Origin of the sequence: Phocaeicola sp. HCN-40430 (genome assembly GCF_037890285.1) — a bacterium.
Lineage (GTDB): Bacteria > Bacteroidota > Bacteroidia > Bacteroidales > Bacteroidaceae > Phocaeicola > Phocaeicola acetigenes.
On sequence record NZ_JBBKBS010000002.1, the window covers coordinates 1 to 19,465 of the forward strand.

The 19,465-nt window shown below is 37.5% G+C and carries 14 protein-coding genes and 4 pseudogenes; 9 read left to right on the plus strand and 9 right to left on the minus strand.

From position 1 onward, the window contains the following. Nucleotides 1-201 precede the first annotated feature (201 nt). The gene (locus WKU26_RS00995; protein WP_340320562.1) at nt 202-1,605 is read right to left on the minus strand and encodes a hypothetical protein; all 1,404 of its coding nucleotides are present in this window, start codon (nt 1,603-1,605) and stop codon (nt 202-204) included. A 138-nt stretch (nt 1,606-1,743) separates the two neighbouring features. Between WKU26_RS00995 and WKU26_RS01000 the strand changes: the two are divergent. Beyond that, a pseudogene (locus WKU26_RS01000) lies at nt 1,744-2,217 on the plus strand (transposase); the annotation flags it as partial. Further along, the gene (locus WKU26_RS01005; protein WP_340320680.1) at nt 2,187-3,389 is read left to right on the plus strand and encodes a 3'-5' exonuclease; all 1,203 of its coding nucleotides are present in this window, start codon (nt 2,187-2,189) and stop codon (nt 3,387-3,389) included. The pseudogene WKU26_RS01000 and the gene WKU26_RS01005, both read left to right, overlap by 31 nt. A gap of 93 nt (nt 3,390-3,482) precedes the next feature. Here the strand turns inward: WKU26_RS01005 and WKU26_RS01010 are convergent, their stop codons facing one another. Both WKU26_RS01010 and WKU26_RS01015 read right to left on the minus strand, forming a co-directional pair. Beyond that, complete coding sequence (locus tag WKU26_RS01010; protein ID WP_340320563.1) at nt 3,483-3,914, minus strand: GNAT family N-acetyltransferase; 432 nt, start codon at nt 3,912-3,914, stop codon at nt 3,483-3,485. A gap of 101 nt (nt 3,915-4,015) precedes the next feature. Continuing rightward, entirely contained in the window at nt 4,016-4,579 is a 564-nt protein-coding gene (locus WKU26_RS01015; protein WP_340320564.1) for a Crp/Fnr family transcriptional regulator, read from the minus strand. 177 nt (nt 4,580-4,756) lie between these two features. Here WKU26_RS01015 and WKU26_RS01020 point away from each other — a divergent pair, with 177 nt between their 5' ends. Further along, entirely contained in the window at nt 4,757-5,269 is a 513-nt protein-coding gene (locus WKU26_RS01020) for a 3'-5' exonuclease (RefSeq protein ID WP_340320565.1), read from the plus strand. Nucleotides 5,270-5,273: 4 nt separating this feature from the next. Here the strand turns inward: WKU26_RS01020 and WKU26_RS01025 are convergent, their stop codons facing one another. The 5 genes and pseudogenes from WKU26_RS01025 to WKU26_RS01045 form a co-directional block, all read right to left on the minus strand. Further along, nucleotides 5,274-6,503, minus strand: coding sequence for an HNH endonuclease (locus tag WKU26_RS01025; protein ID WP_340320566.1), 1,230 nt, complete (start codon nt 6,501-6,503; stop codon nt 5,274-5,276). After that, nucleotides 6,500-8,578, minus strand: a complete 2,079-nt coding sequence (locus WKU26_RS01030) for an AAA family ATPase (protein ID WP_340320567.1) — start codon at nt 8,576-8,578, stop codon at nt 6,500-6,502. The genes WKU26_RS01025 and WKU26_RS01030 overlap by 4 nt, the downstream gene beginning before the upstream one ends. A gap of 110 nt (nt 8,579-8,688) precedes the next feature. Next, nucleotides 8,689-9,144: pseudogene (locus WKU26_RS01035) on the minus strand (PDDEXK nuclease domain-containing protein); the annotation flags it as partial. 178 nt (nt 9,145-9,322) lie between these two features. Next, nucleotides 9,323-9,487, minus strand: coding sequence for a hypothetical protein (locus WKU26_RS01040; protein ID WP_340320568.1), 165 nt, complete (start codon nt 9,485-9,487; stop codon nt 9,323-9,325). Nucleotides 9,488-9,748: 261 nt separating this feature from the next. Then, the gene (locus WKU26_RS01045; protein ID WP_340320681.1) at nt 9,749-9,961 is read right to left on the minus strand and encodes a helix-turn-helix transcriptional regulator; all 213 of its coding nucleotides are present in this window, start codon (nt 9,959-9,961) and stop codon (nt 9,749-9,751) included. Nucleotides 9,962-10,268: 307 nt separating this feature from the next. On the opposite strand from WKU26_RS01045, the pseudogene WKU26_RS01050 reads away from it, so the two are divergent. From WKU26_RS01050 to WKU26_RS01065, 4 genes and pseudogenes are all read left to right on the plus strand, one after another. Continuing rightward, nucleotides 10,269-10,842: pseudogene (locus tag WKU26_RS01050) on the plus strand (DUF6371 domain-containing protein). 139 nt (nt 10,843-10,981) lie between these two features. Next, a complete protein-coding gene (locus WKU26_RS01055; protein WP_340320569.1) occupies nt 10,982-11,290 on the plus strand; it encodes a MobC family plasmid mobilization relaxosome protein in 309 nt (102 codons plus the stop codon). Next, nucleotides 11,280-12,221, plus strand: a pseudogene (locus WKU26_RS01060) (relaxase/mobilization nuclease domain-containing protein). The gene WKU26_RS01055 and the pseudogene WKU26_RS01060 overlap by 11 nt, the downstream one beginning before the upstream one ends. A gap of 20 nt (nt 12,222-12,241) precedes the next feature. Beyond that, nucleotides 12,242-12,646 carry a hypothetical protein gene (locus WKU26_RS01065; RefSeq protein WP_340320570.1) on the plus strand — a complete coding sequence of 135 codons (405 nt, stop codon included), beginning with the start codon at nt 12,242-12,244 and terminating at the stop codon, nt 12,644-12,646. Between the two features lie 206 nt (nt 12,647-12,852). On the opposite strand, the gene WKU26_RS01070 is transcribed toward WKU26_RS01065, so the two are convergent. Continuing rightward, nucleotides 12,853-13,881 carry a hypothetical protein gene (locus WKU26_RS01070; protein WP_340320571.1) on the minus strand — a complete coding sequence of 343 codons (1,029 nt, stop codon included), beginning with the start codon at nt 13,879-13,881 and terminating at the stop codon, nt 12,853-12,855. A gap of 167 nt (nt 13,882-14,048) precedes the next feature. Between WKU26_RS01070 and WKU26_RS01075 the strand changes: the two genes are divergently transcribed. Together WKU26_RS01075 and WKU26_RS01080 are read left to right on the plus strand one after the other, a co-directional pair. After that, nucleotides 14,049-14,261 (plus strand): helix-turn-helix transcriptional regulator, encoded by a 213-nt coding sequence (locus WKU26_RS01075; protein WP_072542540.1) that lies wholly within the window; start codon nt 14,049-14,051, stop codon nt 14,259-14,261. A gap of 15 nt (nt 14,262-14,276) precedes the next feature. After that, nucleotides 14,277-19,463: a DEAD/DEAH box helicase gene (locus tag WKU26_RS01080; protein WP_340320572.1), complete on the plus strand. Its 5,187-nt coding sequence runs from the start codon at nt 14,277-14,279 to the stop codon at nt 19,461-19,463. Nucleotides 19,464-19,465: the final 2 nt, after the last annotated feature.

Consider the following 19,465-nt stretch of genomic DNA (forward strand, 5'->3'; position numbering starts at 1 on the left):
TTTAACTCACACTAAATAATATTCTGTAAAAATCAAAGACTGGCTATTTGTCCGAAAAAAATAAGAGAAAAGCTCACGTAAAGTAAAACTTTTCTCTTGATTTATAAGAAAGGGGGGAATATTTACGGAATATCCTTGGAGATTCACTCCATCATCGACTTGCTTCTTGGCGACAGTTGCGAGGTATTCAATACACCGCTCTCAAGTCTTCGTCTTTAACTTTTTTATATGGAGTAAATCAAATGCCCCCCATAACCTCCCAAAAGAACATTGTGCCATTTTATCTGGTGAAGTATTAAGCCATGGTGAGCATTTACAATTATAGCTTGTCATCGTTAAATCAGGCTCACCTTTCTTTGTAAAACAATTATGACACCATTGTTTCAATTCGCACTCTTTCTCAATATATTTGTTTCCATGAGGGTCTGTTCTAACAGCATCACTTGTGAACATAAGATTGTAAAATTGATGTAAACACAAGAACCAGTCGGCATCAACTTTCAAACCTTCACATGATCGAGGGAGAAAATTATACACTAAATCTGCACTTGTTTTTACTGATAAGCATCCCAATGTGCCAATCGTGGTTTTAAATGCTTCATTTCTAAATAATCTTCCTCCACATGCTATATCCAAGAAGAGTGTCGGACGTTTGGTTCGATATGCCAGAACATCATCAAATGTTCGCCCAATAATTGTTTCTATCTGCTCCCAATATGGATGTGTAAAATAGTCACACATCTGTTTCTTTGCGAGACTATTAGTTTTCATATACTCACAAATCCATGGCATATTCCTTCCAAATCTATTTCCAATGGTAGGACCAAGGCCTATCAAATAGATTAATGCAGGTGTTATCTGGCATGATATTGTTTGTAACTCCTCTAACAAATAGTATAAAGCATTTCCTGGAAGCGAATACATCAAACAAATATCACATATTGCTATCAATGACAGATCATCAAGCATTCTTCCTAACTTGTATTCTGTAACTTTCTGAACTACCATATAGGGACAGTCTCCACCTTTGGCCAACACATCAGTATAGATATGGTTTTCTATTAAGTAAGCCATTGATTCAGAAATTGCAAGTTCACCGACCGCATACTTATACTCCGTACCGTTTTTATCCTGAAAAATAAATATAGCTTGGGCGCCCCCTTTCACATGCGTTCCATTCGCTAGGTTAATCGTAACATTAACCAAACTGAAAGATACAGGAGTTACAATATTGGGAGTAATGTCTTTTCCGGATTTATTTTTTAATTTAAAATCACCTTTACAGAGCTTTAAGCTAGAAGCGTTAGGCTTCATATTATAAGCCCATGTATCATTTGGATCCAGAGGTAGTTTCAATTTATTCTTATGCTTAGCAACATCACCAACAATCCATTTGACCTGATCTACAATCGTTTCTATACGGGCGTTCCCTGAAACCGTTGTAAGGTCTTGCAGATAGTGTATATATTCATGTAAGAAGGCAGCTTCTGTACGTTCGTCAAACGGCATCCGCATCAATGCATCCAGATAGTCTGGTGTATCTACCTCCATACATAGAAATGAAGGATAATACGTATTCTTGGCACTTTCCTTTCTTTGATACATAATGCTATTTTATTATTACTTTATTAATATAACGTGAGTTAGATATAAATAGACAATTATCTATTTAAAAATCAGGAAAATAGCGATAAAATCATTGAATTTATAGTGTCAAATTATAACATTTAAACGATTATCACCATGTTCTCAAAGTCCAAAGTTACAGAGATTTATTGTATAGCAGAGGATTTTTGCAAGGAATTTGCGTTGCAACAGGGAAAATATATGGTTGAAGACAAGGAATACAAGCACCGTAACAAACCTAACCGTATGAATGATACGGAAATAATTGTTATTCTTATCCTATTCCATTCAGGCGGCTTCCGGTGTTTCAAGCATTACTATAAGGGATATGTCTGCAAGCATCTGACACACCTGTTCCCCTACCGTGTGCCCTATAGCCGTTTTGTAGAACTGGGAAGGAAGTGATACTTCCTCTGGTTGTCTTTATCAAGAAAGTCAAGTTGGAAACCTGTACGGGCGTCAGCTCTGTCGATTGCCCCCCTGCGTGTCTGCCGTAACCAACGGGTACTAATTTACAAGATCTTAGAAGGACTTTCCGAGCGAGGAATATGTTCCATGGGATGTTTTTTCGAGTTCAAACTTCACCTGATGACTGCCTCCAGCAGTTCAAGTTTGCAAGAAAATACCAACAGTACAAGGAAGAAAGGAATCTGGTTGATTTCGATGACCTGCTTATCCTGACTTATATCCACGCTTCACAGCATCAGGACAGGCTGAAGAAATATTCCTGGATTCAGATTGACGAGGTTCAGGACCTCTCCCCTTTCCAGTTCGGAATCATCGACCTGTTTACTGACCATTCTAAGGAAAACGTAACGCTTTATCTCGGTGACGAGCAGCAGGCAATCTTCTCATTCATAGGCGCAAAGCTCGCAACGCTTGAATGGTTGCGTGAACGCTGTGGAGAGAATATGCACCGCCTCTATTTCAACTACCGTTCCCCGAAATATCTCTTGGATGTTTTCAACACATACGCCAACATGGAGCTTGATGTTGACCCTCATTTCCTGCCTAAGACGAACAATCTTACTGAAGCCGGACAGGATTCTCTCTGCATCATGTCCGCTCCTGAAAAGGACGCTGAAGTTAGGCTTGTGGCTGAAAGTGTTGGTAATTTCTGTACCTCGCATCCTGATGAAAGGGTGGCTGTTCTTGTGCCCTGGAACAAGGATGCCGACCAGATTTCGCGTGAACTCTCAAACCGCAATATCCCACACTTCAAGATTTCCGGAACAGACCTTTTCACTACCCGACAGGCGCAGCTGCTTTTTGCCCATCTGCAGGTGGTGTACTTGGACTCCAACATGATGGCTTGGTCAAAGATCCTGACCGGGACAGGTATCTTCAATGAAGACTCAGAGGCTCGCCGCTTCGTCAAGTATCTCCGTGATAACTACCTGCTGCCGTCTGATTTTCTCAACTACACGCGCAGCTCATACATGCTGGAGCTGTACAGGTGCTGCCAAGGCGAATACGTCATCTTTGATACGGAAACCACAGGCTTGAATGTCTTTGAGGGTGACATCGTACAGATTGCGGCCATCAAGGTGAATGCCGGGAAGATTACCGACCGCTTCAACATCATCCTTCACACAGACAAGCCGATACCGGCTATGCTCGGAGGCATTGTAAACCCTCTTCTTCTGGAATATGAGCGTGCGGAAAAGGTTGACCGTAGGACCGGTCTGTGTGCGTTTATGGACTTTGTGGGTGACTGTACCCTTATCGGCCAGAACGTGGAATATGACTGTTATTTTTCGTAGGAGGTGATGCACAGAAGATTACAGGCGATGATAGTTGTGAACATAATGAATCTTTTTTTCATATTAATGAATTACATCTAGTGATTGATAAAATCATACGTTTCTTTCCATTGGAATACTTATAATTCCTTTATTTATCTCCTTCTCACCTCTTTGTTTAAATCCCAAAGATTGATAGAACGCTTCGGCATAGGTTGTGGAATTCACCGTTAGGTGAGTAAATTTGCAATCATCCATCATATAGACAAATAGCGATTTCCCGATACCCTGCCTATGATAGATGGGCAGAATAAAGAAAAGTGAAATATGCTGTTTCTCTTTATTCACGCCAATTATACCTATCAGTCGATGATGGTCAAAGGCGCCATAGAAGTCAAGTGCATTCATCAACGATGTGTTATATACGAAGTTTTTAAATGTTTCGATGCCCTCTTTGGTAAAATCGCTCTTGCCACATTCCATATATACTTGGTAGGATAAATCGGCGGCATGTTTGTATTCTTCTTTCGTTAGTTTGCGTATCATATCAGTATCTTTAATAATTAAAATGACAAAGTAACGGAGAATAAATAAATAAAGTCTTGATAATTATCAAGACACTAATACAATAGATGTTAAAAGATGAACTATTTTTCCAGTTTACGGCGTATGCGGCTTATAGTTTCGGGAGTAACTCCCAAGAATGAAGCTATGTTTTTCAAAGGAACTGCTTCTTTCAAGTCTGGGCAACGTTTTATTAATTTCTTGTATCGTATTTCAGGACTACAATATAAATCAAGGAATCTTTCATATACCATTTCATATAGATTTTCAGCTACATATCTTCCGAATCGTTGAGTTTCCATATTCGTTTCCAAATATTCAATCAAATCATGGCGTGATATTTCATAGACCGAACAATCTGCTATTGCTTGAATATTTACTAATGATAGACAACCTTTCATAAAGGAAGAGTAATCACATACAAATTCGTTAGTAAAAGAATATCCTACAATATGTTCTTCACCCTCTTCATCAATGTATGTATATTGGAATATACCCTCTTTCACCCACCCTGCAAAACGTTCTATTTCATTCTGACAGATAAAGAAATCTTTCTTACGGTAAGTACGCAATTTCCCTTTTTCCACACATAAATCTTTTATATGAGAATAGTCTAAATTTTTGAGATATGTATTGAATTCATTCATTTGCAAAGTTATTAATATACAAGAAATTATAGAAAATCATCCAAATGGAAAAACAAATGCTTTCACTCAGTCAAAAATAAGATAATTATACCTAACGGCAGGATATTTTTTAGTGATTTGCATATTACAAAAGAAAGCCGTATTATTGAGCCGTAGTTTTAGGCAGACAACCCGAAGATGCAGTACATCTTCAGCTTCCTCCGTAACGATGTAATCTTTCCGGAGAAGACTCCGAGCCTGAAGAAGCAGCTTTCAGCCCATCTTCTCGATATAACAACCTACCGTGAAGCCGACCTGTGTGACAGCTCATGTATAACAGAAAAGGTGTTCGTCTCTACAGTCCACAAGGCAAAAGGCCTGGAGTTTGAGAATGTAATCATCTTCGAGGCTACCGATGGTGTCTATCCGTTCTTTGACAAGAAGACTCCGGAAGAAATCAGAGAATCCGCAAGACTTTTCTATGTGGCCATGACCAGGGCAAAGATACGCCTGCACATCACATACGCGGAATCAGTGTCCGGAATCTCCAAATGGGGAAACCCTTACTCAATCGAAAAGGAACCCACACCATTCCTCCGCCACATAGCAAATTCATTTCCGACTTGGTCTATGCATTCCCAAACCTTGCCATTGCCTCCGCTACCAATCTTTTTCTTCAGTTCCCAGAAACCAATTATTTTTTCGCCCTAATAATCTATTCCACCTTTACCAACTGCTCCCATATATCCTGCTTCATAGCAGTAAGAGGTCGCTTCCAAACCTCATCCTTCTTTGCATATGTTCCTAGAATATATCTTTCAAAATCAAATCCTTCTATATCTAACTCCGCAAATTGTTTATTCGTAGCATTCACGATTCCCTTTGTATATATCCTATTACGCCATAGCAGTTCTTCTACTTCGTCTTCATGCTCAGCATAAATCCTATCTATGTCGAAAATAAAGTTAAACCGCTCTGCAAGCGTTCCGTCTTTCTTAGCCACAACTGGTTGATTGGGGTTATCTTCATCACAAAGATATGCTTTTACCCCTCTACACTTTCCTTTAGTATGAAAATCAATCACGTCTTGTGGACTGATAGCAAAATGTAACGGTGTTGGATGTGGGTCACCTTCCTCATAATACAATGAATATGGCAAGTCTTGTGCAGATTTACGTTTGTTGCACGAGCTACAACAAGGTTGAAGATTATAGAAGTTGGTACATAGGAACGGATATTTAGACTTTGGCTTGTTATGATCCAGTTCATAATAACCGCCCATCAATGGTATAATCTTCGCTTCTTTGGGGCGACCTCTTTTCCCTGTCTTTATTTTTTCATGCACATCCTCAATGAGTGTTGTCATGGCAAACTGGGCGTTGCAATAAACGCAAGATCTAATCCCAAGTTTTTTCACATAGTTAGGCATCAGTCTTGCTCTTACTTTATCATACCCCATCACATCAACAATCACCTCATAAAGTGGTCGCTTATCCTTATTTCCTTTAAACTTTATCCAAATATCATCTACAGCAACATCTTTCAAGGTACTATTGATATAGGAAAAACACTCATCATACTTGGACGGCAACATATTATTTAGGTTATCATACTTTTCTGCAATCTTCTCAACATACTCTGACACCCTAAGATAATCGCTTCCCTTATGACAAACGCCTTTAAATATCTCCTGTCTATCCTTTAGCGATTGCTCTGCATTTCTAGCCTCAATCGCATCGGGGCGTGTCTTCTTTCTTACGCTTGATTTACCTTTTGCCTTCTTTTCTTCTACAGGTGTACATATCAGAATATCTGTTGACTCTTTTTTTAAGTCATCAGCCAAATTCTGTAAAAGTGCTTTTGCTTCACCCACCACAAGTGGCAGTTGATTCACGTATTCAGCAGCGAGTTTCTTTATCCTATCGTCAATAAAAATCCTTCTCATCGGTTCTCTTGGTTCAATCCTAGTCTCTCAAATTCTTTTTGCACCCACGTCTTATACGCTTGATTATTTTTTCCGAACTTGCGAATAAACAATCTTCGTAGTTGTATCTTTACAACGTCATCGCCAACAGTCTCAATCAATTGATCTGCAGAATCCATATCCCATCTACGTTCATGTTGTTTTCCCAATAGGAAACTAGTCAAGTCATTAACCACTTGACAAGCAAACTCTCCTACAAATCCTCCATTTAGGAAAAAACTTTCTGCTAGCAACTCATTGATGTTCGATGCGAAAGTCTTCACCTTCATCTGTTCCTTTACATCTTCCCCATTTTCAAGATATAGGATATTACTCTGTGGAATATCAGACAGCACAAAAGGTGAATGTGTCGTTAGTACTACATTCACGTTTACACTTTCTGTAACTTTATTGTCTTTCAAACTCTGAAGCAAGTTGGCAACAAATAATCTCTGGTATTCAGGATGGAAGCAAAGTTCTATTTCATCCAAAAACAAGCACACATTATGATACTTCACCCTTCCTGCATTCTCCGGTACAGAAATGATATTCCTCAAATGGTAAAGGTAAGCTGATAGCATGAAAAGGTATTGTCTTTCACCAGAACTCAACAACGGAAATTCTATGCATTCTTGATTCATATCATTCTTCAGATAGATATAGTTTCTGAAGATTGGCGGTGGGTAATACTCCATGATAGTCTTAGGGCCTTCAATATTCATGTCAGGAAAGAATTGCTGTATGTATTCTTCATAAGAGAATCCATTATTATTCATTTCAGACTGTTCAGCCTCATCAATATAAATAAGCCTCTCAAGAAAATGCAACGTCTGGTGAACTTTCACTCCTATATGCGATGGTTCCTTTTTAACTTTCTCTATAAGCGAAACCACCATGTCTTTTTCTTTTGGAAGCAATTTATGTTCCAAGTCAAAGAAAGCATCCGATAGTTCTGAGTAATCTTCATAGTCTGGATAATTACGACTTACACTGAAAGTTTTATCTATCAGATACATAAAAGCCCGCTTAAAGAGGTGACAATCATTCTGTTTATAACCCTCATCAATTCCGTAGAATTCAAAAAAGAGATTACTTCTTTCACTCTTCAAGTCCTCTGCAATTTTCTGTATTGCATCCGTGGAAATATCATCATCTTCTGCCGGATGGTCAAATCTTAAAGAAAACTTTTGGTCATAAGTAAAATCTATTGAACTATAACTATACCCAGGCAACAATTTATGACCATGTTTTTCTGCATCGATTAGCAACGCAGCCACTCTGTCCTCAGCTAATTCCTTTTGATTTACCAAGTCTATCTGGTTGTTCCCTCTATAGGGCTCAAATCCTATGGGTACCATATAACCGTCGTTTTTCCTATAGAGACTTGTCAGCCAAGAATTATCAGCCCAATCGTCTGCATCTTCGCCATATGCTTCTTCATACTCATAGTCGCATGGGTTCAAAGATTGGATGGAATAATTCACCACAAGAGAATAGAAGAAGTGGTTCAATGTCTTTTCTATGTTTTCCCCTATTGTTCTTCTTTCCATGCCACGTATGGCATCATGATCAAACCCGTCCAATGGTCTGGCGTTAAGCCAGCCGTCAGTTTCCTCATAATTCTTGCTGCCGGGGAAGTATAATTTTAAAGGATTATTCTCGCCATAGACAAATGTTACGGTATCATCTTCAACTTTCACACACCCGAGTTGCCCATCTAACTCAAAATATAGTTCTGCCTTTATTCCTTTTATATAATATAATCTTTCTGCCTTTGCTCTATAAACGCCTTCGGTAGTAACATAAGAGAAGTTGTTTAGAATCCTATATATCAGCTCCAGAAGTGAACTTTTACCACTTCCGTTTTTGCCGACAACAGCTTGGATTGTAATACCATTACCAAAGAAGCCTTTTTTGAATATATTATCCTCATTTCTGATAATATGTCCATTCTCTTCTCGATACCAATCATTGAAGAAATAGTATTCTCCCTCTTTTAGTATCTTTAGATATTTGCATCCTACTATTGGATGAATACAGATAATTGTAAATGCCATGTTTTTTTAAGCTCTTTTATGAGGATTTCCCAATCATTCCTTTTCTATTAAATCGAGTTCATCCTTACAAGTGTTAAAATGCTTCACTTATAGTATCATAGTTATTCTTTTTAAAAATCCTCCTCTGTTTCCATACAAATAGTAAACTCTTTACTAAAAGATTCAAGTTCTTCGGCAACTATTTTCTTTAGCTCCTCCTGTGAAACAATCAACTGGTAATCAGCAGCACCAATGGGTTTGTCCATATCTTCCAATGTCAATTCAACTTCCACACGGTCTTTCTTAGCGCATAGGATAATGCCTATAGAACGATTTTCATCTTCCCTACGCACCAAACGGTCAAGCAATGACAGATAATAGTTCATCTTGCCTGCATATTCCGGCTTAAACTCGCCAATCTTCAAGTCAATGGCTACAAGGCAATGCAGACCACGATGGAAGAAAAGCATATCTACCTTACTCCGCTTTCCGTTGTATTCGAGCACATACTGGTTGCCAATACCAATATAGGTGAAGCCCCTACCAAGTTCTAAAAGAAATTGCTTTACCTTCTCTACTAATCGAACCTCAAGTTCTGTTCCCTATATAGGATCTTTAACACCAAGAAATCCAAGATTATAACCGCTTCTGAACATTTCATTGGCAAACATCGCCTGTGTGGCAGGCAGAGTCTGCTCAAAATTATTATCAGAAGAGGTATACTTCCTCATGTGCATTTTCAGAGATATGGCACTGGATAGAAGTTCACGATTCCAGCCTTTTGATGTGATTTCCTGTGCATAATATAATGGCATTGTCATCTTCATCGAACTTGCGCATCAAGGTCAATATATGTCCCCATGGTATAACTGCGACAGCCTGTCGCAGTTTTGATTCGCTGTTGCAGAATCGCCCGTATAACTTCTTCATATTCTACAGGTTTCTGGGAGAAACACCCATCTGAGGATAGCGTTGCTTCAAGTTATAGGATAAAAATTGATCACACCACTTCCATGCTTGCTCTCGACTTTTCTGTCGTGAAGTAACTTGCCTATCTCCTAATGAGCCGTACCTATGATAGGACTTACTGCTGTTGCCACCATTGCTCTTGTCTTGTCAATAACTGCGACAGCCTGTCGCTGAATTGCGTCATACTCAGATTCTTGAATTTGTACAATATCTGTCATGACTTCAATCTTTCCCTGTTATAAACTCTCGCTTGTCAATATCACGCAATGTTGCAATTTTGTCTAGTGTGTACAGATCTGGTTGAGATACATTAGTACACCACTTGCTTACAGTAGCAGGATTCTTCTCTAATTCTTCGGCAAGCCATTTGGCCGTCCGTTTCTTTTCAATGAGTACAACTTTGATTCTATTTAAGTTACCATTTTGTAAATCTATTTAATTTGAACGCAAAAGTATGTAAAATAATCAACAATCAATAAAAATTTCACTACAAAAGTTCATTTATGCATTCTTTATTTTACACTTATTAAGAGGCTCTCGTCATACTGTCTCCACCAAATACAAACATTCAGACCATCTCTTGTAAGTAATATTATCACTATAAAACTTGCACACTTCCATGATTATCGTGGTTTACAAAAGTTAAACGTGTTAAAATTCAGTTTTTATTCTGCTTCAAAGAAAAAACACTCCACTTTTCTATCATATTACCCACAAACAACTGATAATCAATAATATCTATATACAATTCAAAAATGTAAATGGTGTGGCAAATTATTTATTGCCCACAAAATCTCGACACGATGCTGTTCGCATCGTTGTGCTAACCTTGCCTATGTTTGGTGAGCACCTTTTGTCTTCTGACCAGCAACGTCCGGTTGCCCTTGTGGAGAGTGAGAAAAGTGCTTTAATATCCAGCTTCTATCTGCCGCAATATCTATGAATTGCTTCGGGCGGAAAGAACGAGGCGTTCAATCGGGATGCCATGAGCGTATTGAGAAACCGACGTGTCCTGCTCTTCCTTAACCTGGGAGCTACCGAATAAAATGGAGATGATCCGGAGCTTGGGAATAGAGGTTTCTCTCTTCGATTTTATGGAAAGAAACGCAACAAAAGAAGAGCGGGATGCGAGTTATGAAATCGCCGATTTCCTGCTGAGAGAAGAAACAAAGGAGGTTATTCTTAATCGTCTTATCACGTTGAATCCAGCCTTGAAAACGCTGGTCGAAACTTTCGATTTACAACTTGCCAATGTGGAGAAAGCACCGCTTTCAGCAACGGTTCAACATACCCAGAAAGGACTTTTCAAACGATGACTTTCAGATGTCTGATTCACTTCTTTTTCACTGGAGCAAGTTTATGCTGGTGTATTACATTTCCCAGCCACTTGCTCACCTCAAAAGACGGTGAGACGGCTCCCGATGGTCACAATTATTAATCTCAAAAGCAAATATTATGGACAAGAAAAATACAATTACAATCCGTCTTACAGACGAACAGTTCGGTTGGCTCAGAGCACTTAGCCGACGCAGTAAACGCAGTCAAAGCGAAGTAGTGCGTTCACTCATCGAACACGGTACAGTGCGCGAACGGATTACGAAAGAAAATCTTGACATCATCAAAAAACTGATTGGCGAAAGCACGAACCTGAACCAGCTTGCAAAACGATCCAACGCTTACGGTTTTTATCGTGTGGCAGATGAGTGCCGAACCGTTGCCCAAGAGATTTCACAACTCATAAAACAGCTCAAAGATGATAGGTAAGATTGTCAAGGGCACATCGTTTTCGGGATGTGTAAACTATGTGCTGAAAGAAGATAAATCGCGTCTGCTGAAAGCGGTTGGTGTCTACGGTTCGCCCGAAGAAATAGCGGAGCAATTCGAGTTGCAGACTTTACTGAACAACAAGGTCAAGAACACGGTCGGCCATATATCATTGAGCTTCTCCGCAGAAGACGGAGATCGTATCCGTGACGATTATGGACTGATGCTGAAAATTGCCCACGACTATATGAAGCTGATGGGAATTGAGAACACGCAGTTCATCATCGCCCGTCATACCGACCGTAACCATCCGCATTGTCACATCGTTTACAATCGGGTGGATAATGACGGCTACACCATCAGCGACAAGAACGACCGCTACCGAAATGAAAAAGTTTGTAAGATGCTGACGGCTCGTTACCGCTTGCATTTTGCCGAAGGAAAAGAGCATGTGAATTTCATGTGGTTACTCCATCACGACAGGGGTAAATATTTTATCTATCATGCTTTGAAACGAAAAATTCCGAACGCCCGAGGCTGGAGTGAGCCGCGACTGGCCTTACGGAGATACGGAATTGATACGCAATGGAAGCTAAGTCGCACGACCGGGGAGATGCAAGGTGTCAAGTTCACATGCAACCAACTGCCCTTTAGCGGTTCCAAGATTGACCGCTAGTTCAGTTTTCTGAACATCGACCAGGAACTAAGATATAACGCTCTTTCTGCTACCATGAACCAGCGTCAAACACAGACAAAAATCATACGCGAGGAACCTCGGCATAAATATCAGCAGGAGAATAATTCCGGTATCAGTCTAGGATTGTTCACACCCTCTCCTACGGATTATGACACGGAGGAAGCGATAGAGGCCAACCGGCTTAAAAAGAAGAAAAAGAAACCGAAACGCAAGCGAGGTTTCAGCCTTTATTAACCATCAAAATTCAAATTATTATGAACTATTCCGATTTTATTTACGATTTCAATCTTTATTTATGTGAGAGATTCGGTTACAGAAACTGCTGTTCCGTCATGCACAACGCTAACGGCATTTGTGTTTCTGTCCATGTAGGCGAAATGGATTTATACATCCGTTTCTGGGAATATTGTTGTGGTGTCGGCCGTATCCCCGACTGGAGCATTATCATTGTGCGTAGCAACTTCAAACGAGACCAACAGGAAAACCTGAAAGACCTAGCCCGATTCTTCAAGGAGTACGCCCCGCGCTATGGTTTCAAATACCTCTGCACCGAGGATGATGACTACAAGTATTATCAGGCCCTTGGTCTGAAACTTATCCACAAAGGATTTTTCAGACAATATAATTATGGATTGCCGTTGAAGGAGTTGGAGGTGTAAACATTAACTTGCCAAATAAAAATTTATTAAAAGAATCGGATTTAATATTTTCATTATATGGCTATAACTAGATAGAAATAATGTTAGCCCTATCAAAATATATTTTCTACAATGATAGGGTCAATTTTTCCATGAAAGAAAGCATTAGATTAAAATTTCCAATGAGACATTGGAATCTACAAATTATCACATAATAAGTTAAGACATCATTTTGAATATTTATTCAATTTAATCAGATAATTCAAGCCATTTTCATTTACTTCATTTTTACTTATTTTATATTCATGATAAGTTTCTAAACTTATTAACCCCAAAGACAACATAAGTGAATATTTTAGTGGAATACTTGCAATAAAAGAACCAATCATCGGTATGTAAGTATTAATGTCTTTAGCTTTATCCACAAAGGATAAAAATGTTCGTCCTTTTAAGGATTTAATTTTTTGCCGGAGATCTTTGTATGGTTTCTCAATTTCCTGCTTAAATATAATATCATACTCATTTGAAGATATTGTATTTATGTCTTGATTCTTATATTTAAACTCAATAGAATGGATTACATCTGAAAATTGTGCTAATTCATCCTTCAATTTAATTTTTAGTTCAAGAATATCTTCGAAATTTAACATATCAACTGATGGTAAAGACATATTAATTGCATTTTCAATCAGTTTACCCGATTCAAATTGTGGCTTTATTTGGGTATTTAATGATATATACTTATTAAAAAGATAATCTAAATTAATGCTAGAATTCAAACACTTCTTGCCTTCAATGAGTAATTTTACACTTCCTTTTAACTTAAACGCATAGAAATACCACAATAAATCTAATGGGACCTTTTTATTATCTCTAAATGTATATTGAACAATATTTTTTATCTCATCTGAAATAATAATATTATCTCCATCTTTAGGGAATAGATAATCCCATTCATCATTAATAAGTTTACTAATTGACTTTGCATATATTGAATCAAATTCATCATCTTCTTTACCTTCCTTTCTTTTTATAATTTCTAATACACCTTCCTCTAATAAATATTTATAATCGTGCTCAAAATTGGAAGGTAAAAAAGGTATCCCTTTAACATAAGGTTCATTTGTTTTGGGATTTAACTCAATAGTATAAACAATGTCGTGCACTATACTTATTTTATCGTAATATAAAGATAAAAACTTTATCTCATTTATTGTTTCTTGAGTAATTACTGAATTAAGATATATGTGATCCATGACTTTTTGACGATTTTCCAGATACAAAAATACGAGAAAATTCTTATACAAGAAGTTATTCTATATAATATTGAACTAATTCGCAATTTATATTGCAAATAGTCCTATTGAAATGATGGAAAATAGATAGGCTTTCTTATCTTTGCATGGAACGAAAGAAAATCCTTATGGAAAAAGAAAAAGACATAAACCGTATCAAGGTTGTGCTTGTGGAGAAAAAGCGAACCAATAAATGGCTAGCTAAGCAATTGGAGAAAGATCCTGCTACTGTATCCAAATGGTGCACAAACACTTCCCAACCAAGTCTTGAAACATTATTAAGAATATCTCAAATATTAGAAGTCGATATTCGAGAACTATTAATAAGCTCAAAACAATAGAACGATTATATACAAATGAATATATTAGATATATACAAAGAACTAAAACGAAGCTATAAAGATTATATCGGTAGTTTCGTTTCCATAAAAGACAAACGGATAAGAAAAGAGGTTAGTGAGGCCATTCAAAGCGAAAAATTGTGGCCGGATGCCTTAATTCAGTTTAATCCTAATTTTGCGTCTGGAATCAATGTAAGTCAAATGATCAAAAATGGCTTCCCTATTCATAAAGATTTAGGATTATTTTTTAAGAATCCCTTCTATAAACACCAACAGGAGGCGATAGAATTAGGATGTCAAGATAAAGAATTTATTGTAACCTCAGGTACAGGTTCGGGCAAATCTCGTACATTTATGGCTACCATCTTCAATTATATACTACAACATCAAGAGGATTCTATCAATAAAACAATAGCCATTATTGTATATCCTATGAATGCGCTCATCAACTCTCAATCCGAAGAGCTGGCTCGATATCGTCAACAGTATGAAAGTGCAACAGGAAAAGAATGCCCGTTTACTTTTGCCAAATATACAGGACAAGAAGATTCACAAGTTCGAGAACGCATACAAACTACGCCTCCCAACATCATATTAACCAACTATATGATGCTGGAACTTTTAATGACTCGCGCTGGTGATGAAAAACGGCTCAGAGATTGTTTCCTTGAGAATCTTCATTATTTGATATTTGACGAATTGCACACCTATCGTGGTATGCAAGGTAGTGATGTCTCATTTTTGATTAGGCGAATAAAGGCACAAGCTAAAAAGCCTGTGTTATGTTTTGGAACATCTGCCACAATGGTTGCAGATGATAAACTTAGCTATAAAGAACAGCGTCAAAAGGTTGCAGAAGTTGCTTCTTGTATTTTTGGCAGTTCCTATAATATTAATCAAGTTGTAGATGAGACTTTGAAGGTTGGCTTATCCAATACTAATTATTCTAAAGAGGATATACTAGCAGCTATAAATTCTCCTATTCAATCAGATTTAAATGCTGATATGCTCCGCAATCATCCTACAGCCAATTGGATTGAGCAGAACATTGCGCTGCGCTTTGACAAACAGGAACAAAAGTACTTCAGAGGAGCTCCTTGTTCTATTAAGAAAATAGCTGAACAATTACATAATTATATTGATAAAAAAGTCTCAATAGATATTTGTATTCAGCACATTATTGATATATTAAACTGGTGTAATGATATTAATATTAATCAAGGGGCTAATCTATTACCTTATAAAATCCATCAATTTATTCCTCAGACCGGCAATGTATATGCAACATTAGGAAATCCTGAAAACCGTTACATTACAGTTGATGAAAAATTATATTGTGAAGAATTGTCTGATAATGAGCATAAAGTACAATATTATCCTATCATGTTCAGTCGTTTAAGCGGACATGAATTGTATTCTGTAAAAATTATAAACGACACTCTTCTCCCCAGAAATTACGATGAGCGTAATGAATTAGATGAAGAAGAGCAAGAATTTACTATAAATAACGGTTATATTATCGTTCCCCACAAGAATGAATCTGTTGAAGATTTCTTACTAAATCCAAATTCAGATGATATTCCAGAGGACTGGTACACTATAGATAAAAATGGGAATCGAAAATTTAAGAAAACTTATTTAGATCGTTTCCCAAAAAGAGTTTATTTTACAATATATGGGAACCTTTCAGAAGTTCAAGATGTTAATAATGAGTGTATTGAAGGAATATATGTGCCAAGTCCACTGAAGTATGATCCAACGGCAAAAGCTATCTATTCAGGATCAAGTAAAGAATGGTCTAAGTTATCAAAAATTGGTAGTGAAGGTAGAAGCACAGCAACAACCGTACTTTCATATGAGAATGTCATAAAAATGAGAAATGCAAATGTAGAACCTGCAGACTGTAAAGTCATGACTTTTGTAGATGCTCGTCAGGATGCTGCCCTACAATCTGGCCATTTTAATGATTTTATACGTATAGGTAAAATACGCTCTGCCATTTGGAATGCTGTAAAAGAAGCAGATGAGCCTATTGGTAGTGATAGAATTGCTAGACTCGTATTTAAGCACCTTCATCTTTCTCATAACGATTATTTCCGATTCCCCAATTGGACTGGAGGGCGTGCAAAGAAAGTAGAAAATGTAATGGAAAGATATTTAGGAACTATCATCTACGATGATCTGGCTGGAAACTGGCAAGTAAACATGCCCAATCTTGAAGAATGTGCACTATTGAAGATTAATTATGAATATCTCCATGACGAAATTACAGGTGAAAATGGTTGCGACCGTCTCTATGATATACCTGAACTAGACGGATTATCTGATGAAAATAAGGAACGCTTCATCACCCAAATATTGGATTATATGCGTCACAAATTGTGCATATATTCTGATGATAGAACAGAAGAGGCTGCAAAAGACATAGAGAAACAAGTTAGAGAAAATCTAAAAAGTCCATGGACATTAGACGATAACGACAGAATTACTGCCTCACATGCATTATGCTTTGTAAAACCACAGAATAAGCGCAAGGCTTTTGGAAAAGAGGTCGCTGGCTATCGCTCTAAATTGGCATTTTTTGTTCGCGATTTCTTGAATATAAATGGAGGTACTGCAACAATCCGTAATTCAGAAGATTATGTTTCCTATATGCAATCTTTATTTGCTGCATTGGGTAATTACATTCAAGAAAATGACGGAGCTTACCAATTATTTTATTCATGCATTTTATGGGAAAAAGGTGATGAAAAAAATGTGAGAACAGATCTTACAAGAATTAGGACTATTGGGGATGAAATTGTTTATACCCCTAATAAATATTTTCAGAACTTCTATAAAAATATTCCGCTTTCCATTATAAATTTGGAAGCGAAAGATCATACAGGTCAGGTTCCTAAAGATGAACGTGAAAAACGAGAACAGCAATTCCGTAATGGAGAGTTTCCTGTACTATACTGTTCACCTACCATGGAACTTGGTATTGACATTAAAGACCTATCTATAGTGGGTATGCGCAATGTTCCACCTACTCCAGCAAATTATACTCAACGTGCCGGTCGTGCAGGACGTAGCGGTCAAGCAGCTTTAATCTATACTTACTGCCGTACACGTAACTCTCACGAAAATTATTATCTTCGTCATCCTGAAAAGATGGTGAGTGGTGAGGTAAAAGCACCACGTATGGAATTGGTTAACGAAGAATTATTCTCGACCCATTTGCATTCTACTATATTATCCATATGCCCCATTCCTCAATTATCTAACGGGATTGCAGATTTGGTTGATTATAGTAATGCAAATAACATTACGTTAAAACCCGAAGTTGTTCATCATCTCCAACTTTCAAAAGAACGAAAACAAGAGATTAAAGCTATTTTTAAGCAAGCGATATCAGACTATTATTTGTCTAGTAGAATCGACAAAGAGATGCCATATTGGTTCTCTGACAGTTGGATGGACCGGATTTTGGATAGTTATTTATATGATTTTGACAAAGCTCTCAACCGCTGGCGTAGCTTATATAAATTAGCTCAACAGCAGATTGAAGAAGCACAAACTGTTACTAGAAATAATATATATGGTGAAAATTCCAAGGAAAAGAAAGAGGCACTATTAAAGGAAAGACGAGGAATCGAACTTCGCGATATGCTTCTCGGACAAAATCAAGGGAAAAATGCTGAAGAGAATGAATTCTATCCTTACAGATATTTTGCCAGTGAAGGATTCTTGCCAGGATATAATTTTACAAAATTACCTCAGAGAGCTTTACTGCAATATAAAAATAGTGATAAGGTAGAATATCTTAGCCGGGCAAAATCATTGGCATTAACAGAATTTGGTCCTCAAAATATCATCTACAATGATGGTGGTAAATTCCGTGTATCTCGCATGATGTTGGCAGGTGAAGTAACGCCTAACAAATTTTTCTACAATCCCAAAACAGGAGTAATTTATAAAAATCAAGAGAATGCTTCACATCATACAGATATAATCACAGGAGAAAGTCTTGATGGTGTCTCTAAAATGATACCAGGCTACTGTATACAATTGCAAGACATGGTAGCACAAGAAAGCGAAAAAATTACGTGTCAAGAAGAAGAACGCAGCCGAAAGTTCTATCAATTAAACACTTACTTCTCTTCGGATGATACTCGTGCAATAAGTGTGTGTGAACTGAAGACTAATAATGGAACTCATTTAGCCAATATTCGTTACATTCCCTCATGCCGCTTGACCTATATTCTGGAATCAAAGAATGACGACAATGCGAATGGCTTCGCTTTTGATACAAAAACAGGTGACTGGATTAGCGCAGAACGTATGGCAATTCATATGCAAAAACAACAACAGCATCCGGAAGAGCCAAACAGTATCAAGTACGTCAAGTTATTTACAGAGACAACTGCAAATGCTATTTATATTCAGCCTCTTGATACGCTTGCTTTATCAGATAAAGGAGCTGTTCGTACATTTTTGTATGCATTTAAGCAAGCTATAGAAGATGTCTTTCAAATAGAAGGTAGTGAAATAGGAGCCGATGTAATGGGTGAAGAAAAAGTCCCCAATCTTCTCATTTACGAGAACGCGGAAGGCTCATTAGGCGTACTAGAACGCTTGGTATTAGAGCCAGCATCTTATCACGCTGTAGTAAAACGAGCTTATGAAATCTGTTATGGAAAAACTACACCACTCTCTGAGGAAGAGCGTGCCAAGTTAATTCCTGCAGATTATACTAATTTGCTTAATTACTACAATCAGCCATATCATCAACTTATTGATATTAGAAAAATATATAATACATTATCTATCATGATGAATGCTGATATAGAAGTGCGTAATGCTGGCCAACTTCAAAGCTACGATAAACAGTATGAGGAACTCGAAGCAACCCGGGATCATAATAGCAGCACAGAATACGAATTCTTAAAATATTTATATGAACATAAGCTTCGCTTACCAGATAAAGCCCAGCCAATGTTTCCAGAAAAATATTATGTACAACCTGACTTCATGTATGGTGATAGAATCGTGGTATTTTGTGATGGAACACCTCATGATTTACCAGAAGTGCAGGAAGATGATAGAAAGAAAAGAGAAGTGCTTGAAGATGCCGGCTATGTAGTCATCGTTTGGTATTATAAAACACCATTGGCAGAGTTTGTATCTGCACATTCAGACATATTTACTCCAATAAGTTAATT

What these genes read in the sequence shown, in the direction of transcription:
- WKU26_RS01040 (WP_340320568.1), bottom strand. Translation starts at nt 9,487, where the DNA reads ATGAAGAAGTTATACGGGCGATTCTGCAACAGCGAATCAAAACTGCGA.
- WKU26_RS01065 (WP_340320570.1), top strand. Translation starts at nt 12,242, where the DNA reads ATGAACTATTCCGATTTTATTTACGATTTCAATCTTTATTTATGTGAG.
- WKU26_RS01005 (WP_340320680.1), top strand. Translation starts at nt 2,187, where the DNA reads ATGTTTTTTCGAGTTCAAACTTCACCTGATGACTGCCTCCAGCAGTTC.
- WKU26_RS01075 (WP_072542540.1), top strand. Translation starts at nt 14,049, where the DNA reads ATGGAAAAAGAAAAAGACATAAACCGTATCAAGGTTGTGCTTGTGGAG.
- WKU26_RS01015 (WP_340320564.1), bottom strand. Translation starts at nt 4,579, where the DNA reads ATGAATGAATTCAATACATATCTCAAAAATTTAGACTATTCTCATATA.
- WKU26_RS01030 (WP_340320567.1), bottom strand. Translation starts at nt 8,578, where the DNA reads ATGGCATTTACAATTATCTGTATTCATCCAATAGTAGGATGCAAATAT.
- WKU26_RS01020 (WP_340320565.1), top strand. Translation starts at nt 4,757, where the DNA reads ATGCAGTACATCTTCAGCTTCCTCCGTAACGATGTAATCTTTCCGGAG.
- WKU26_RS01010 (WP_340320563.1), bottom strand. Translation starts at nt 3,914, where the DNA reads ATGATACGCAAACTAACGAAAGAAGAATACAAACATGCCGCCGATTTA.
- WKU26_RS01025 (WP_340320566.1), bottom strand. Translation starts at nt 6,503, where the DNA reads ATGAGAAGGATTTTTATTGACGATAGGATAAAGAAACTCGCTGCTGAA.
- WKU26_RS01080 (WP_340320572.1), top strand. Translation starts at nt 14,277, where the DNA reads ATGAATATATTAGATATATACAAAGAACTAAAACGAAGCTATAAAGAT.
- WKU26_RS01070 (WP_340320571.1), bottom strand. Translation starts at nt 13,881, where the DNA reads ATGGATCACATATATCTTAATTCAGTAATTACTCAAGAAACAATAAAT.
- WKU26_RS01055 (WP_340320569.1), top strand. Translation starts at nt 10,982, where the DNA reads ATGGACAAGAAAAATACAATTACAATCCGTCTTACAGACGAACAGTTC.
- WKU26_RS00995 (WP_340320562.1), bottom strand. Translation starts at nt 1,605, where the DNA reads ATGTATCAAAGAAAGGAAAGTGCCAAGAATACGTATTATCCTTCATTT.